The sequence below is a fragment of the Novosphingobium aeonii genome (genome assembly GCF_052279045.1).
Lineage (GTDB): Bacteria > Pseudomonadota > Alphaproteobacteria > Sphingomonadales > Sphingomonadaceae > Novosphingobium.
Map to the genome: position 1 here is coordinate 219,378 of NZ_CP176833.1, position 15,188 is coordinate 234,565.

Annotated in this window: 16 protein-coding genes; 6 read left to right on the forward strand and 10 right to left on the reverse strand. The window is 66.5% G+C overall.

Annotation, left to right across the window (positions count from 1 at the left end; genetic code table 11):
- Position 1 precedes the first annotated feature (1 nt).
- From ACLIMP_RS16795 to ACLIMP_RS16805, 3 genes are read left to right on the forward strand one after another with little or no spacing between them, the layout of a single operon-like run.
- On the forward strand, positions 2-817 hold the full coding sequence (locus ACLIMP_RS16795) for an ABC transporter permease (RefSeq protein ID WP_443478594.1): 816 nt from the start codon (positions 2-4) through the stop codon (positions 815-817).
- Positions 814-2,487 (forward strand): nickel ABC transporter ATP-binding protein NikE, encoded by a 1,674-nt coding sequence (gene nikE / locus ACLIMP_RS16800; RefSeq protein WP_054436667.1) that lies wholly within the window; start codon positions 814-816, stop codon positions 2,485-2,487. Before ACLIMP_RS16795 ends, nikE begins: the two co-directional genes overlap by 4 nt.
- 11 nt (positions 2,488-2,498) lie before the next feature.
- Complete coding sequence (locus ACLIMP_RS16805) at positions 2,499-3,875, forward strand: NtaA/DmoA family FMN-dependent monooxygenase (RefSeq protein ID WP_443478595.1); 1,377 nt, start codon at positions 2,499-2,501, stop codon at positions 3,873-3,875.
- 273 nt (positions 3,876-4,148) lie between these two features.
- Here the strand turns inward: ACLIMP_RS16805 and ACLIMP_RS16810 are convergent, their stop codons facing one another.
- From ACLIMP_RS16810 to ACLIMP_RS16820, 3 genes are all read right to left on the reverse strand, one after another.
- A complete protein-coding gene (locus ACLIMP_RS16810) occupies positions 4,149-4,412 on the reverse strand; it encodes a DUF6356 family protein (RefSeq protein ID WP_054438669.1) in 264 nt (87 codons plus the stop codon).
- A 36-nt stretch (positions 4,413-4,448) separates the two neighbouring features.
- Entirely contained in the window at positions 4,449-4,679 is a 231-nt protein-coding gene (locus tag ACLIMP_RS16815; RefSeq protein ID WP_054438668.1) for a hypothetical protein, read from the reverse strand.
- Positions 4,680-4,867: 188 nt separating this feature from the next.
- Entirely contained in the window at positions 4,868-5,338 is a 471-nt protein-coding gene (locus ACLIMP_RS16820) for an Lrp/AsnC family transcriptional regulator (protein ID WP_054438666.1), read from the reverse strand.
- A gap of 115 nt (positions 5,339-5,453) precedes the next feature.
- On the opposite strand from ACLIMP_RS16820, the gene alr reads away from it, so the two are divergent.
- Genes alr through ACLIMP_RS16835 form a run of 3 tightly spaced genes read left to right on the forward strand, consistent with a single transcriptional unit; the run spans position 5,454 to position 8,214 of the window.
- On the forward strand, positions 5,454-6,581 hold the full coding sequence (gene alr / locus ACLIMP_RS16825) for an alanine racemase (RefSeq protein ID WP_443478596.1): 1,128 nt from the start codon (positions 5,454-5,456) through the stop codon (positions 6,579-6,581).
- Positions 6,578-7,828: a D-amino acid dehydrogenase gene (locus ACLIMP_RS16830; protein ID WP_443478597.1), complete on the forward strand. Its 1,251-nt coding sequence runs from the start codon at positions 6,578-6,580 to the stop codon at positions 7,826-7,828. Before alr ends, ACLIMP_RS16830 begins: the two co-directional genes overlap by 4 nt.
- Positions 7,829-7,866: 38 nt before the next feature.
- A complete protein-coding gene (locus ACLIMP_RS16835; RefSeq protein ID WP_054438660.1) occupies positions 7,867-8,214 on the forward strand; it encodes a RidA family protein in 348 nt (115 codons plus the stop codon).
- Between the two features lie 12 nt (positions 8,215-8,226).
- Here the strand turns inward: ACLIMP_RS16835 and ACLIMP_RS16840 are convergent, their stop codons facing one another.
- The 7 genes from ACLIMP_RS16840 to ACLIMP_RS16870 all read right to left on the reverse strand — a co-directional run bounded on the left by ACLIMP_RS16840 (position 8,227) and on the right by ACLIMP_RS16870 (position 15,094).
- Positions 8,227-9,090 (reverse strand): CopD family protein, encoded by an 864-nt coding sequence (locus ACLIMP_RS16840; protein ID WP_443478598.1) that lies wholly within the window; start codon positions 9,088-9,090, stop codon positions 8,227-8,229.
- A 4-nt stretch (positions 9,091-9,094) separates the two neighbouring features.
- Entirely contained in the window at positions 9,095-9,472 is a 378-nt protein-coding gene (copC, locus tag ACLIMP_RS16845) for a copper homeostasis periplasmic binding protein CopC (protein ID WP_185999129.1), read from the reverse strand.
- Between the two features lie 124 nt (positions 9,473-9,596).
- On the reverse strand, positions 9,597-10,085 hold the full coding sequence (locus ACLIMP_RS16850; RefSeq protein ID WP_054438688.1) for an Lrp/AsnC family transcriptional regulator: 489 nt from the start codon (positions 10,083-10,085) through the stop codon (positions 9,597-9,599).
- A 16-nt stretch (positions 10,086-10,101) separates the two neighbouring features.
- A complete protein-coding gene (locus ACLIMP_RS16855; protein ID WP_443478599.1) occupies positions 10,102-11,517 on the reverse strand; it encodes an aminotransferase class III-fold pyridoxal phosphate-dependent enzyme in 1,416 nt (471 codons plus the stop codon).
- Between the two features lie 110 nt (positions 11,518-11,627).
- The gene (locus ACLIMP_RS16860) at positions 11,628-12,701 is read right to left on the reverse strand and encodes a tartrate dehydrogenase (RefSeq protein WP_443478600.1); all 1,074 of its coding nucleotides are present in this window, start codon (positions 12,699-12,701) and stop codon (positions 11,628-11,630) included.
- A gap of 63 nt (positions 12,702-12,764) precedes the next feature.
- Positions 12,765-14,243 carry an NAD-dependent succinate-semialdehyde dehydrogenase gene (locus tag ACLIMP_RS16865; protein WP_324699914.1) on the reverse strand — a complete coding sequence of 493 codons (1,479 nt, stop codon included), beginning with the start codon at positions 14,241-14,243 and terminating at the stop codon, positions 12,765-12,767.
- Positions 14,243-15,094: a GNAT family N-acetyltransferase gene (locus ACLIMP_RS16870; RefSeq protein WP_324699913.1), complete on the reverse strand. Its 852-nt coding sequence runs from the start codon at positions 15,092-15,094 to the stop codon at positions 14,243-14,245. Before ACLIMP_RS16870 ends, ACLIMP_RS16865 begins: the two co-directional genes overlap by 1 nt.
- Positions 15,095-15,188 lie beyond the last annotated feature (94 nt).

The following is a 15,188-nucleotide window of genomic DNA, read 5'->3' on the forward strand; positions in this document are numbered from 1 at the left end:
GATGACACTTGTGCGAAATGCCGCAGTGCCCTTGGCTTTCCTTGCGCTGATCGTCGTTCTCGCGGCGCTTGGTCCCGTCATCGCCCCGCACGATCCGCTCGCGCAGGACGGCGGCGCGATCCTGCAAGGCCCCGGCCCGGCTTACTGGCTCGGCACCGATGCGCTGGGGCGCGACGTGTTCAGCCGGCTGCTGGCGGGCTCCACGGTTTCGATACTGGCCGCCGTGCTTTCGGTGGGTGTGGCTCTTCTGCTCGGCGTGGTGCCGGGGGTGCTGTCCGTCTTCCTGGGAAGGCGGGCGGAATGGATCAGCCTGAGGCTGGTGGATGCGCTCATCATGTTGCCGTTCCTGGTCTTCGCGATCGCGATGACGGCCATGCTCGGCAACGGCCTCGTCCAGGCCATGTTCGCGGTGGGCGTGCTGATCGCGCCCGCTTTCTACCGGGTGAGCCGCGCCGCCGCGCTATCGGTCGCCAACAGCGACTATATCGAGGCGGCACGGCTGGGCGGCGCTTCGACGGCATGGATCATCCGCCGCCACGTCATCGCGAAAGTCCTGCCGGTGGTGGCGGTCACGACCGCTTCGATGACGGGCGCCTGCCTTTCCATCGTCGCCTCGCTGACCTTTCTCGGCATCGGCGTGGTCCCGCCCGACCCGACCTGGGGCGGCGAGCTCGCCAGCGACCTGACCACGCTTTACGACCGGCCCTTCGGCCCCTTCGCGCCGGGCGTGTTGATCGTGGCGACAGTGTGGTCGCTCAACGCGCTCGCGGACGCGATGCGTCGCAGCGATCCCCGCATTCCGGAGATACGGCCATGATCCAGCAGAACAACGTCGTTACTTTCGGACCGCGCTCCCCCATCGCGCCAGCCGCGCCGCTGTTGTCGGTACGCGGCCTGACGATCGCCGGGGCCGATGGCCGGATGCTCGTGCGGGGCGTGGATTTCGAGATTCCGCGCGGCGGCACGCTTGGCATCGTCGGGGAATCCGGCAGCGGCAAGTCGCTCACCTGCCGGGCCGTCCTTGGCGTGCTGCCTGCCGGAACCGCCGTCACCTCCGGCACTATTCGCTACCGGGACACCGACCTCTCGCGGTTGAGCGGCCGCGACTGGAAACCCCTTCGCGGGACCGAGCTGAGCGCGGTGTTCCAGGATGCGGGCTCCTACCTCAACCCGTCGATCCCGGTGGGCCGCCAGATCGTGGAGGCTATGCGTGCGGTTCTTCCGCTTTCACGCCGGGAAGCGAAAGAGCGGGCGCTGGCCCTGCTCGCCCGTGTGGGGTTCGCGGAGCCGGAGACGGTATTCCGCCAGTATCCCTTCGAACTGTCGGGCGGCATGGTGCAGCGCGTGCTGATCGCCATCGCGGTCTGCGCCGGGCCGCGCCTGCTGATCGCCGACGAGGCGACCACCGCCCTCGACGTTACGGTGCAGGCCGAAGTCCTGCGCCTGATCGAAGACTTGCGCCGTGAACAGGACCTCACCCTCGTCATGGTTTCCCACGATCTCGCCGTGGTGGCGCAGACCTGCGATCAGGTGATCGTCATGCGCGAGGGCGAGATCGTCGAGGCGGGCGCCACGCGGGAGGTGCTGGACCGGCCGCGCCATGCCTATACCCGCAGCCTGATCGAAACGCATCATGCCACCTCGCTGGAAGCCGGGCAGAACGCGCCACGGCCGCAAGCGGCCGCGCCGCTCCTGCGGATCAGCGGGCTTCGGGCAGGCTATGGGCAAGGCACGGTGCTGGACGGGATCGATCTCGAACTGGCGCGCGGCGAAATCCTCGGGCTGATCGGGGAAACCGGCTCCGGCAAGACCACGCTCCTGCGGTCGATCCTTGGCCTCGTTCGCCCTGCCGAAGGTTCGATTGTGCTCGGCGGCGAACCGCTGGAGCGGCTGGCGGGGCGTGAACTGATGGCGTTTCGCCGCAGCAGCCGGCTGCAATATGCGTTCCAGGACCCGCTGCGCAGCCTCGATCCCGATATCACCATCGCTGGTTCGGTGGGCGAGGGGCTGGACATTCGCGGCGGCATCGACCGCATCGAGCGGGCGCGATTGGTGAATGCGGCGCTGGAGGCTGCCGGACTCGATCCCGCACTGGGCTGCCGCCTGCCGCGCCACCTTTCAGGCGGTCAGCGCCAGCGCGCGGTGATCGCGAGGGCGCTCGTGCTCGATCCGCAAGTGATCCTGCTCGATGAACCGGTCAGCGCGCTCGATGCCGTGAACCGCGTCCACGTCCTGCAACTGCTCGAACGGCTCGCACGGGAGCGCGGCATTGCGCAGATATTCATCTCGCACGACCTCGGCTCGGTGGCCGGCATCGCGCACCGGGTGGCAGTGCTCCACCGCGGCAGGATCGTGGAGACCGGACCGACCGGGCAGGTGCTCTCGCACCCGTCGCATCCCTATACCCGCGCCCTGATCGCCGCTGCGCCCAAGCTTGCGGAACCCGGCACCGGCGGCGCGCTGCGCCTATCTCCCAACAGCTTGTGAAAGGCATGACGATGGCACGCGATAAGCTCAAGTTCGGAGCCGTCCTGATCGGGGTCGGTGATGCATCCGGCAAGGAACTGTGGCGCGATCCGGCGGTCCCGCTCGATGCCAGCGTCGACATAGACTGGTACATCCGGCAGGCGCGGGAGGCGGAAGACGCCCGGTTCGACTTCGTGTTCATCGTCGACAGCCAGTACATCACACCGGATTTCCCCAACCATCATCTCAACCGGCTGGAGCCGCTGACCCTGCTGTCGGCGGTCGCCACGGCGACGCAGCGGATCGGTCTGGTGGCGACCATCAGCACCACCTACAGCGAGCCCTTCGATATCGCCCGGCGGCTCGCCTCGCTCGACCTCATCAGCAAGGGGCGGGCCGGGTGGAACATCGTGACCAGTCAGGACCCCGGCACGGCAGGCAATTTCAGCCGCACCGGGCATGGCGACTACGAAACCCGCTATCGCCGCGCGTCCGAAGCGGTGGAGGTGGTGCAGGGATTATGGCAATCCTACGAAGAAGGCGCCTTCGCGCAGGACAGGACGGCCGCGCGGTTCCTCGATCCGGCGCGGCAGCACCAGCTAGACCATCGCGGAGAGTTCTTCAGCGTTTCCGGCCCGCTCAACATCCAGCGCTCGCGCCAGGGGCAGCCGCCGCTGGTTCAGGCGGGAACATCGCCGCAGGGCCGCGAACTGAGTGCGCAAGTCGCCGATATCGTGTTCAGCTTCGCGCGCAATCAGGCGGAGGCGCTGGAGCTTGCCACGGACGTGCGGGCTCGTGCCCGGCGATATGGCAGGGCCCCGGAAAGCCTGCTGTTCATCCCCGCACTCAGCGTGACGATCGCCGATACAGACGAAGCGGCCCGGCGGAAATTCGAGGCGCGCCAGACGGCAGGAGACCTGCGCGCGCAGCTGGCGTCGCTTTCAAGGCAGTTCGCCGGTCATGACTTTTCCGGCTATGATCTGGACGCACCGTTCCCGGAAATCGCTTCGGGCGGCGAGGCGGCCGGAATTCGGCGCTTCCACGAAGACCTCGAAGCCGCGCGCCGGGAGGGGCGCACCCTGCGGCAGGTGCTGGCGGACGCGGGATCGGCATGGCTGCGGCTGGCGGGATCGCCGGTCACGATCGCCGACGAGATCGAGCGCTGGCATGCCAGCGGCGCGGCGGACGGTTTCAATGTCTTCGTCCAGCATCCCGACGACTGGGCGCGCTTCCGCGCCGAAGTGGTGCCGATCCTCGCCGCGCGCGGGCTTTTCAGGGACGACTATTCGGCGGATACGCTGCGCGGCAATCTCGGACTGGAAATCGCCCCAAGCCGCCATTCCGCCGAGCGCCGCACCCTTGAGAAAGGCGCGGCGGTGGATTTTGCGACCCAGGTCATAAACTCATAAACGGCACCATCGAGGTTTGAGGCAAAATGGCTCAGCGCCAGGAGGGAAGGCGACGGAATATGTCGATATTTCAAGACTTCCCGACGCAGCGATGGGCCATTTTGGTCAAACGTAGTTCACCGCAAGGTAAATCCCGAAGGGACGCCCAAATGGCTTCCATCTCGAACCTAAGCTACCTTGGACGGGCAACCAGCCCGCCCGGCGGCACCTTCGGCCCGAGCTGTTCGCCATTTGGGCGCCTCGATGGTGCCGTTTATGAGTTTATGACCTAGTTCAGATCTCGTATTCGAGCTGCATGGCGAACGGTGCCGTGGAAACGGGCTGGGTCTGGCGAGGCTGGCGGCGGGTCATCTCGCCGTGAAGCTTCCTGATCATGTTGCTGCCGGTCCGGGTATGGAAGCCCGGAATGAACCCGTGAATGATCGTGCCGAGCCCGGCGAGGATCATGAGCAGGCCGAAGCGGCCGGCCACATAGAAATGCTCGCCGTAAGTCTCGTTTACCGCTTCGGGATGGTCGACGAATAGTTTTCTGAGCATTTCAGGCTCCTGTCGAACTGGAGGGAACCCGCGCCCTCAGGCGGTCGGCGGGTAGGGATGATGGCCGAAGACCCAATGGGTGCGCGCATCGGACGGCGCTTCGACGAGAAGCACTTGTGCCCGGTGCCCGTTCATCCCGGCCTGGTGCGCGGCATCGACAGCCCGGTTGAGGGCATCGCGCTGGTTGGCGAAAGCTTCGAGGATCAGCCCGTGCAGGCTGACGGCCCATTCCATGCCCTTGCGGACGACGTGAAAATCGCTGTGCATGATGGTCGTTCTCCCTTCTACTGATGTGTTCAGGCGATGTGTTCAAGACAGGCGATAGCTCGCTTCGTGTATTGTCAACTTGAATGGTAGAGAAGGGCGAGTCAATGGCCTTGAGCGGACGGATCGCCGGGGCGCGCACGGTTCGTCGGCTTCCCGCCACCGGTCGGCGAAGGCGCTGGACGATTGCTCTAACGCCGCCCGGACCGCTTGGGGCGCAAGGCGTCGCGCATGGCGAAACTGGAGCTGATACGGGTTACACCCGGCATCCGGGACAGGATTTCGCCGTGGATCGTCTCATAGGCGGCCACGCTGTCCGTACGGACGCGAAGCCAGTAGTCGACATCGCCCGTCATCAGGAAGCATTCGCGAATTTCCGGACACTGGCGCACTGCGTGCTCGAACTTCGAAAGGTATTCCTCGGTCTGGCGGTCCAGCGTGACCTGCACGAGGACATCGACCCCGCGCTCGTCTTCCTCTCCGCTCCCGGTGATGACCGTGTAGCCCCGGATCACGCCGCGTTCTTCCAGGATCCGGATGCGGCGATGGCAGGCTGAGGCCGAGAGGCCGACCTCCGTGGCGATTTCCGAGTTGGGGCGGCGGGCATTGAGCCGCAGCAGGCGGATGATGGTGCGGTCGATGGAATCGAGTGGTTCTGACATCGTTCTGAATCTGCCGAATGATCGTGCGAAATTATCGCAATCTTCGCAAGGTTGACGCAAGATTGGGAGCCTATTTCGTATAACCGTCGATAATCTGCGAGGAAAGGAGGGCTGCATGACGACATTGGCTACGGCAGGTGCCGTGCTCCGGATCGATCTCGGTGCATTGGTGGAGAACTACGCCATAGTCGGGCGGCAGGTCGCGCCTGCGCGGGTGGCGGCGGTGGTCAAGGCAGATGCCTATGGCATCGGCGCGGCACGGGCGGTGGGTGCATTGGCCGATGCCGGGTGCAGGACGTTCTTCGTCGCCGTGCTCGACGAGGCGGCAGCGCTCATGCCCTTGCTGCCGCCGGAAGCGGAATTGTTCGTCCTCAACGGTCTTCAGCCCGGCGCCGAGGCGGAATGCGCCGCGATCGGGGCGATCCCCGTGCTCAATTCGCTCGATCAGATCGACCGCTGGTCCAGCCTCGCCCGGGCGCGAGGCCAGTGGCTGCGCGGGGCCTTGCAGGTCGATACCGGCATGTCGCGGATGGGAATGTCGCCGCAGGAGGTCGCCCTTCTCCTTGGCGAGCCGGACCGTCTGCGCGGTGTGAAGCCGGCCATGCTGATGAGCCACTTCGCCTGCGCCGACGAACCGGACCATCCCTTCAACGGCGAGCAGGCCGCGTGTTTCTCGCGCATCGCGAGCGGTTTTCCCGGCCTTCCTCGCGCGCTCGACAATAGCGGCGGGGCTTTCCTTGCGCAGGACCACCTCGACATCGTGCGTGCCGGGATCGCCCTTTACGGCGGCGCGCCGCATGGCGGCGTGAACCCGATGCGCGCGGTAGTGTCGCTGGAGGCGCGGATCGCCCAGCTTCGCACGGTTCCGGTGGGAACGGGGATCGGCTACGGCCTTACGCATCGCGCCCTGCGGGAAACGCGGATCGCGACGATACCGGTCGGCTATGCCGACGGATTGCCGCGCACGCTGGGCAACCGCGGAAGCGCTTTCGTTGCGGGCATTCGGGTGCCGATGGTGGGCCGGGTGTCGATGGACAGCATCACTCTGGACGTCACCGACGTGCCGGAGCGCCACCTTCGCCCCGGCGCGCCGGTCGAGATCCTCGGCCCGAACCAGACGATCGACGATCTGGCCCGCGATGCCGGCACGATTTCCTACGAGATTCTAACCCAGCTCAGCCGCCGCTATGCAAGAGACTATGTCCCGGCGGCCGGTCTGGCACTGCGGAGCGTCGCACGATGAAAGTTGCGGTACTGGGAAGCGGCGTGATCGGCGTCACCTCTGCATGGTATCTGGCGCGGGCTGGGCACGAGGTCGTCGTCATCGACCGGCAGCCCGGCCCCGCTCTGGAAACCAGCTTCGCGAATGCCGGGGAGATTTCGCCGGGCTATGCCTCGCCCTGGGCCGCCCCCGGCATTCCGGCAAAGGCCCTGCGATGGCTGTTCATGGAACATGCGCCGCTCGTCCTGCGGCCACGCCCGGACATGGCGATGCTCCGCTGGCTGGCGGCGATGCTGGGCAATTGCAACGCGCGGTCCTACGCCGTGAACAAGAGCCGCATGGTCCGCCTCGCGGAATTCAGCCGCGACCAGCTGATCGAACTGCGCCGGGAAACCGGCATCCGCTACGACGAACGCAGCCAGGGGACGTTGCAGCTGTTTCGCGAGCAGAAGCAGCTGGATGGAATCGCCAAGGATATCGCGGTCCTGGAGGCGGACGGGGTTCCCTTCGAAGTGCTCGACCGGGCAGGATGCCTGGCGGCGGAACCGGGGCTGGCGGCAAGCGAGGCCCGGCTGGTGGGCGGCTTGCGGTTGCCGAACGACGAGACCGGGGACTGCTTCAAGTTCACCAATGCGCTGGCAGGAATGGCGCGCGACGCGGGCGTACGCTTTGTCCACGATACCGCGATCACCGGCCTGTCCCGATCCGGCGGACGGATAGACCATGTCGTGACGGCGGCGGGAAAGCTGGTTGCCGATGCCTATCTCGTGGCGCTGGGCAGCTATTCGCCGCAACTCCTGGCGCCTCTGGGCATTCGGCTGCCCGTCTATCCGGTGAAGGGCTATTCGATCACCGTGCCGGTGTCCGATCCCGCGCTCGCGCCGGTATCGACCCTGCTCGATGAAAGCTACAAGGTGGCGATCACCCGGCTGGGCGATCGCATCCGCGTGGGCGGAATGGCGGAAATCTCGGGCTTCTCCAGGGATCTGCCGCAAGCGCGGCGCACCACGCTGGAGTATTCGCTGGGGTCGCTGTTCCCCGGCGCGGGCGATGTGTCCAAGGCTTCGTTCTGGAGCGGCCTGCGCCCGATGACGCCCGACAGTACGCCGGTGATCGGGCCTACCGGCATATCCAACCTCTTCCTCAATACCGGACACGGCACGCTCGGCTGGACGATGGCCTGCGGTTCCGCCCATGTGATCGCCGACATCATCGGCGGCAGGGCGCCCGCCATCGAGGCTGCCGACCTCGCCATCTCCCGCTATTGAGCCCGAGTTTCCATCCAGAATCGCCAGGAGTTGATTGCATGACCATTACCCGCATCGAACAGGGCCCGCGCATGAGCGAGGCTGTCATTCACGGCGATACGATCTATCTCGCGGGGCAGGTCGGCGAGCCCGGCGATGACGTGACCGCCCAGACCCGCACCGCGCTTGCCGAGATCGAAGCTCTGCTGAAGCAGGCCGGCAGCAGCAAGAACCACTTGCTCTCGGCAACCATCTGGCTGGCCGACATCGCCGATTTCGAGAAAATGAACGCGGTCTGGGACGACTGGATCGCCGATGCACCGGCTCCTGCCCGCGCCACCGGCGAATCCCGTCTGGCCTCGCCCGACTACAAGGTCGAGATCATCGTCATCGCCGCACGCGCCTGAGGGAACTGGCTGTCAGCCGCCGTGGGGGTCGAGTTGCCCGGCGAGGGCAACCACCCCCACGATCGCGAGCCCGCAGGCCGTTTCCAGCATCAGCGAAAGGCGCAGCCGCCGGGCAGCGCCCGCCGTGCGGCGTTCAAGCGCGGGCACCAGCCGCCAGCGGTTATCGGCGGCGAGTGCGAGCATGGCGAGGAACAGCGCGAATTTCAGCGCGATCAATCGCGGCCACCAGCCTGAAGGCAGCCCGCCCGCACCGCCGATAAGCCATGCATTGGCCAGTCCGGTCAGGAACAGCACGGCGACGATCACGGTCCCGGTCCGCGCGAAAGCGGACAGTGCGGCGATGACGGCGGCATTCTGCCTTCCGTCTCGGTTCATCAGCCCGGTGAGGAAAGCGAACAGCGCGCCCAGCCACAGCGCGGCGGCGCCCAGATGCAGCACGTCACTGGCCCGGAGCAGCACGCCCCAGGGCGCTTCGCCCGCGCCGGCATGACCTGCCCATGCGGCGCTGGCCAGAGCGGCAAGGGCGAGCGGTGCAAGCAGCAGCGGCGCGGGGCGCAGCGCCAGCAGTACGAGGAAGGCGGTCAGGGCGGCGGCGCGCAAGGTGAGCAGCGGCCCGAGCGGCGTTGCCTGAAGCACGGCGGTAAAAGTGGCGGTATCGAGATCGCCGATCGCGAGGCCCGCCATGGCCGCGACATTGGCAAGCGCCCACCACAGCGAGGTGATGAGCGCGCCCGCTGCGAGCAGCATCAGCGCGGCTCGTTCGCCTCCGCCGAAGCGGGCGCGGCGCTGGATCAGGGCGTGAAAAGGCAGCCCTGCCGCCGCGAGCAGCAGCACATAGCTGGCAAGGCGCGCGGCAACGAGGCTGCCCGTTTCCATGGGATCAGCGGACCGTGAAGCCGTAGCTGCCTTCGATGCGGTGCTGGTCGGCGGCGACCGCGTGCCAGGTCAGTTCGTAGGTTCCGGTGGGAAGCGGGCGGGGCAGGGCTATGGTCATCGTCTTGCCCTTGGCCCTGGCGGCAATCCCTTTGATCGGCATCGGTTTGTGATCGGCCATGCCCGGCATCCCGGTCATCACCAGGTCGATGCCGGAGAGCGGCGCGACGAGGTCTTCGGAGAAGGTCAGGGTGATCGAGGTGGGCTTCGCCACCGCCGAATTGGCGGCGGGCGTGGCGCTCAGCAGCTTGGGATGCGCCAGCGCAAGGGAAGGAAAGGCGGCCAGCATGACGGCGGCAGCGGCGGCAAGTGCAGTGAGACGCATGGGATAGCTCCGGTTCCATGCCCGGAGGACGATGCCTTCCGGGCTTGCAGGACATCATACGCGCCGCCCGGCCTCATCCCTCGCCGCGGCCCACGGCAATTTCGCGGGCGCGCGGCGCGGCGGTTCAATCCCCGAACAGGTTCTGGATCGGGAAGTGATGCTTGATGAACGGCGATTTGATGACGATGTAGCTGAAGTACTTTTCGATGCCGTAATCGTTTTCGAGCATTTCCTCGATGAGCGACTGGTAATGCGTGACGCCGCGCGCGACGAATTTCAGGAGGTAGTCGTACCCGCCGCTGACCAGGTGGCATTCGACGATTTCGTCGATCTTGGCGATCCGGGTTTCAAAGCGGGAAAAGTCCCCGCGCCGGTGCTCGCCCAGCGTCACTTCGGTGAAGACGGTGAGGAATTCACCCAGCTTGTTGAGATTGATGTGCGCGCCGTAACCGGTGATGTAACCGGCCGTTTCCAACCGCTTGACCCGGGTGAGGCAAGGGCTGGGAGACAGGCCGACAGCATCGGAAAGCTCGACATTGGTGATACGCCCCGCTTCCTGAAGCTTGGCGAGGATCTTGAGGTCGATCCGGTCAAGTTTGGGGCCTATCGCCATGTCGTCTTTTTCCTTGTCAGCAACCCGTCGCGGCACGGATGTCGGGCATCTCCAGCAGCGCGTCGAGAGCACCTTCCACGCGATCGAATATCATGTCCATCTCGCTCGACGTGCAGCTCAGGGCGGGCGCGAAACCTATCACCGCATTTCCGAAGCAGCGCACGATCACGCCCTTTTCCCAGGTAAGCGCGGAGAGCCGCCCGCCGATGTCGAGCGCAGTGTCGAACCCGGCCTTGGAGCCCTTGTCGCTGACCAGTTCGATGGCGCCCAGCAGGCCGCGTCCGCGCGTATCGCCCACCAGCGGATGTTCGCGCATGCGTTCGAGATGCTGCGCGAAACGAATGCCCGTGCGTTCGCCGTTCTCGAGCAGTCCGCCCTCCTGGTACAGCCGCAGCACTTCCAGCGCGATCGCGGCGCTTACCGGATGGCCGGAGTAAGTGAAGCCGTGCCCGATCGGCAGGCTTTCGGGCGCGGCGTCGGCGATGGTTTCATAGATGTGATCCGCCATGAGCACGGCGCCCATCGGCGCGTAGCCCGAGGTGAGGCCCTTGGCGAGGGTCATGAAATCGGGCGAGACGTCTTCCGCCTCGCAGGCGAACATCGGGCCGGTGCGCCCGAAGCCCGTGATGACCTCGTCCACCAGCATCAGGATGCCCAGTTCGTCGCAAGCCTGCCGCAGGGCCTTGAGCCAGCCCCTGGGCGGCACGATGACGCCGCCCGAACCCTGGATCGGCTCGCAGCAGAATGCCGCCACGTTGTCCGCCCCGAGTTCGGCGACCTTTGCCTTGAGCGCGGCCACGCTGGAGGCGATCACCGCCGCGTCGTCATGTCCCTCCGGGTGGCGGTAGGGATAGGGCGATGCAATGTGGTGCTGCCAGGGGCGGGGCAGATCGAACCCGCGATGGAAGTTGGCCAGCGCGGTCAGCCCCGCACCGTTCGAACTGGAGCCGTGGTAGCCCCATTCGAGGGCGATGAAATGCTTCTTCTGCGGTTTGCCGATGGCATTGAAGTAGTGGACGATATAGCGGATCGCGCTGTCCACCGCGTCCGAACCGCCCAGCGTGAAGTAGACGTGGCCAAGTCCCTCCGGGGCGAGCCGGGTCAGTTCGTGGGCCAGGCGGATCGCGGGCTCGTTGCCGAAGTGGAAGTAGCCGGTGGCGTAAGGCAGCCGCCGCATCTGTTCGGCGGCGACCTCGACGATGCTCTCCTGCCCGTAGCCCACATTGACGCACCACAGACCGGCGAACGCGTCTAGCACCCGCCGCCCGTCGACATCGGTAAGCCACATGCCCTCGCCCGATTGCAGGATGCGGGCGCCGTGGCGTTCATGGCCCCGGAACGATGTGACCGGATGGATCAGGTGCCGGCGGTCCAGTTCCAGCAATCCCTGGTTGTGGCTGCGGGCGATTGGGGAAGTCTGAAGATCTGTCATGGGGGACAGATTATGCCGTCGGTTCGGCCGGTTGCGCCGAAACGGGAGCGATCCGGCAGCAGGATCGCCAATTTGGGCAGGGGGCGCGGCATATTATGCCGCACCCGTTCCTAGAGGGATTCGGCGATCGCCTTGCCGCAGGAAAGCGTATCGGCGCTGCCGCCCAGATCGCCTGTCCTTCCGCGGGGCGAGACGAGTACGGCCTCGATCGCGGTCATGACCGTTGCTGCCGCTTCGGCTTCGCCGAGATGTTCGAGCATCATCGCGGCGGACCAGATCTGGCCGACCGGATTGGCGATCCCCTTGCCGGCGATATCGGGCGCTGAGCCGTGGACCGGCTCGAAGAGAGAGGGGTGCGTGCCCTCGGGATTGATATTGCCCGAAGGGGCAACGCCGATGGTTCCGGTGCAGGCGGGGCCGAGATCGCTCAGGATATCCCCGAAGAGATTGGAGGCGACGACCACGTCGAAGCGCTGCGGATTGAGCACGAACTGCGCGGTCAGGATGTCGATGTGATACTTGTCATGCGTGACATCCGCGAATTCGCGGGCGATCGCTTCCACCCGGCCGTCCCAGAACGGCATGGTGATGGCGATCCCGTTGGATTTGGTGGCGCTGGTCAGGTGCCGGCGTTCACGGCGGCTGGCGAGGTCGAAGGCATAGCGCAGCACGCGGTCAACGCCGAAGCGGGTCATCACGGTTTCCTGGATCACCACCTCGCGGTCGGTGCCCGCGAACATGTGCCCGCCGACCGAACTGTACTCCCCCTCGGTATTTTCGCGCACGACCCAGAAATCGATGTCGCCCGGCTTGCGGCCGGCGAGCGGGCAGGGAACGCCGGGCATGAGCCGGACAGGACGCAAATTGACGTACTGGTCGTATTCGCGGCGGAACTGGAGCAGCGATCCCCAGAGCGAGACATGGTCGGGAACGGTGTCGGGCCAGCCTACCGCGCCGAAGAACAGCGCGTCGACCCGGCCGATGCGCGCCTTCCAGTCCGCGGGCATCATCTCTCCGTGGCGAAGATAGTAATCGCAGGACGCGAAGTCGTGCCACTGGAGATCGAGTTCGAAACCGAAGCGGCTTGCCGCGGCTTCGAGCACGCGCACGCCTTCCGGCATGACCTCCTTGCCGATGCCGTCACCGGGGATGACGGCAATCGAGTATTTCCGGGCGGCGTTCACGGGCTGGACCTTTCTCAAACGTGTCGGAACAACGAAAAAAGGCGGCGATGGCCGCCGGGAGGGTCAGAAATCGAGGCCGCCGATGTGGAAGGCCTTGGTCTCCAGATATTCCTCGATCCCGGCCTGTCCGCCTTCGCGGCCGAGCCCGGACTGCTTGATGCCGCCGAACGGCGCCATTTCCATGGCAATGCTGCCGGTGTTGAGCCCGATCATGCCGGCTTCAAGCCGTTCCGCGACGCGAAACGCGCGGGCAAGATCGCGTGTGAAGAAATAGCTGGCCAGTCCGTAAGGCGTGTCGTTGGCAAGGTTCATCGCCTCGTCCTCGGAAGCGAAACGGAACAGCGGGGCGATCGGGCCGAACGTTTCCTCGCAGGCCAGCTTCATGCCGGGTTCCGCCCCGGTCACGACCACCGGCCGCACGAAATTGCCGCCCTCCCGGCCCGATCCCCGCGCCGAGATCCGCCCGCCTCGCGCCAGCGCATCGGCGAGGTGACTTTCGACCTTCTCGGCCGCTGCGGCATTGATGAGCGGACCGGTGGTGGAGGCGCCATCGAAGCCCGGTCCGCAGTGCAGCGCCGATACGGCGGCTTCCAGGCGGCGCGCGAACGCGTCGTGGACGGCATCGTGGACGAGGATGCGGTTCGCGCAGACGCAGGTCTGGCCGGAATTGCGGAACTTGCTGACCATGGTTGCCCGCACGGCGAGGTCGAGGTCGGCATCCTCGAACACCACCAGCGGGGCGTTGCCGCCCAGTTCGAAGCTCAGCCGCTTCAGCGTGCCCGCGCACTGCCGCATCAGCATGGCACCGACGCGGGTGGAGCCGGTGAAGGACAGCTTGCGGACCGCCGGGCTGGAACAGATCGCGTCGCCAATGGCGTCGGGGCGGCCGGTGACGACATTGATGACGCCTGCCGGAATGCCCGCCCGCAGTGCAAGGTCGGCAAGGGCGAGCGCGGTGAAGGGGGTGAGATCGGAAGGCTTGATGACCACCGGGCATCCGGCAGCCAGGGCAGGCGCGCATTTGCGCGTTATCATCGCCGCCGGAAAGTTCCACGGCGTGATCGCGGCGCTGACGCCGACAGGCTCCGCGAAGACGAGGACGCGGCGGTCGGCCTCCGGGCTGGCGACATTGCGTCCTCCCACCCGGCGTCCCTCTTCGGCGAACCACTTGATGAAGCTGGCGGCATAGGCGATTTCGCCGCGCGCCTCGGCCAGCGGCTTGCCCTGCTCGGCTGTCATGATGCGCGCAAGGTCTTCGGTGCGCGCAAGGACAAGCGCGTGCCAGCTTTCGAGCAGGCGGGCGCGTTCATGCGCGGTCCTTGCGCGCCAGCCCGGCCAGGCGGCGCCGGCGGCGGCAATGGCGGCTTCGGTTTCGCTTGTGCCGCAGTCCGGCACCGAGCCGATCGTGCGGCCGGTGGCGGGATCCTCGACGCTGACCGCCGCCGATCCGCAAGGCAACCACTCGCCGCCGATCAGCGCGGCTTCGCGAAACAGCGTGGGGTCGTCAAGCCGGGGGAGCCCGGTGGCATCCAGCGTGGCCATCAACCGAGCGCCTGCGAAACGAGCCCGAAAAGGCGGCATCGTTCGTCGAAGACCGGCGCGGTGCCGCGCACCATGGTGTGGACTTCGCCCACCTTGGGCAGGCCGATCTCTTCGAGCCATTCGGAGAAGCCGCTGTCGGCGGGCACGTCCAGCCGGCAGAACGAGCCCGCGTAAGCGCCGATCCAGTGGCTGGCGAGGGCCTTCGCGCCGGCAAGGTCGGGGGCGACGATCGGGCCGACCGACCAGCCGCGTCCGAACCGGCGCATGTTGGCGAAGCCCACCGGAACGTGGTCCTGCGCCAGCACCACGGCGCTGCCGCTGCGGCCAAGGCTTTCGAACAGCTTCCCGCGGCCCATGCCGGTGGCGCGGTCGTAAAGATGCGCAAGGTCGGAATCGGCGCCGCCCAGCGGCCGCACGCGTTCGCCGGGGCGCAGCTGCGCCAGCGGCACCATGCGTGCCGTGCCCTGATGTTGATGAATGCGGCCCAGGGGTTCGAATCCGAACTTGCGATAGAGCGGCGCACCTGCCTCGGTGGCGTTGAGCAGGACCGTGCAGCCGGCAAGGCGGCCCAGCATGGCCTCCATCATCCGGCGACCCAGTCCCCGGCCCTGAAATTCGTTGGCGACGATCACCATCCCCAGGGTGGCGAACGTCGGGGCATAGCGCCAGGCCATCGTGGTGCCGACGATCCGGCCTTCGCTTTCGGCTACCAGCCCTTCGCCAAGAGCGAGGTAGATTTCCCAGTCCTCGTGCCGATGCGGCCATTCCTGTTCGTAGGAAAGTTCGACGGTGCCGTTGACGTCGTCGGGGGTCATTTCGCGGATCAGAATCGTTTCTTCTACAGTCGCCATTGCTCGTTCCCTCTGGTTTTCGGGGGCCGTGGCCGGCCTTCTGATCTTGCCTCGCGCCGCGATTAGGCGCGGGCCCGTGGCATCGGGTGCCGCT

Coding starts and splice junctions, on each gene's coding strand:
- ACLIMP_RS16870 (WP_324699913.1), bottom strand. CDS start 15,094: ATGGCGACTGTAGAAGAAACGATTCTGATCCGCGAAATGACCCCCGAC.
- ACLIMP_RS16840 (WP_443478598.1), bottom strand. CDS start 9,090: ATGGAAACGGGCAGCCTCGTTGCCGCGCGCCTTGCCAGCTATGTGCTG.
- ACLIMP_RS16820 (WP_054438666.1), bottom strand. CDS start 5,338: ATGTCAGAACCACTCGATTCCATCGACCGCACCATCATCCGCCTGCTG.
- ACLIMP_RS16795 (WP_443478594.1), top strand. CDS start 2: ATGACACTTGTGCGAAATGCCGCAGTGCCCTTGGCTTTCCTTGCGCTG.
- ACLIMP_RS16850 (WP_054438688.1), bottom strand. CDS start 10,085: ATGGCGATAGGCCCCAAACTTGACCGGATCGACCTCAAGATCCTCGCC.
- ACLIMP_RS16830 (WP_443478597.1), top strand. CDS start 6,578: ATGAAAGTTGCGGTACTGGGAAGCGGCGTGATCGGCGTCACCTCTGCA.
- ACLIMP_RS16805 (WP_443478595.1), top strand. CDS start 2,499: ATGGCACGCGATAAGCTCAAGTTCGGAGCCGTCCTGATCGGGGTCGGT.
- ACLIMP_RS16835 (WP_054438660.1), top strand. CDS start 7,867: ATGACCATTACCCGCATCGAACAGGGCCCGCGCATGAGCGAGGCTGTC.
- alr (WP_443478596.1), top strand. CDS start 5,454: ATGACGACATTGGCTACGGCAGGTGCCGTGCTCCGGATCGATCTCGGT.
- copC (WP_185999129.1), bottom strand. CDS start 9,472: ATGCGTCTCACTGCACTTGCCGCCGCTGCCGCCGTCATGCTGGCCGCC.
- ACLIMP_RS16865 (WP_324699914.1), bottom strand. CDS start 14,243: ATGGCCACGCTGGATGCCACCGGGCTCCCCCGGCTTGACGACCCCACG.
- ACLIMP_RS16810 (WP_054438669.1), bottom strand. CDS start 4,412: ATGCTCAGAAAACTATTCGTCGACCATCCCGAAGCGGTAAACGAGACT.
- ACLIMP_RS16855 (WP_443478599.1), bottom strand. CDS start 11,517: ATGACAGATCTTCAGACTTCCCCAATCGCCCGCAGCCACAACCAGGGA.
- nikE (WP_054436667.1), top strand. CDS start 814: ATGATCCAGCAGAACAACGTCGTTACTTTCGGACCGCGCTCCCCCATC.
- ACLIMP_RS16815 (WP_054438668.1), bottom strand. CDS start 4,679: ATGCACAGCGATTTTCACGTCGTCCGCAAGGGCATGGAATGGGCCGTC.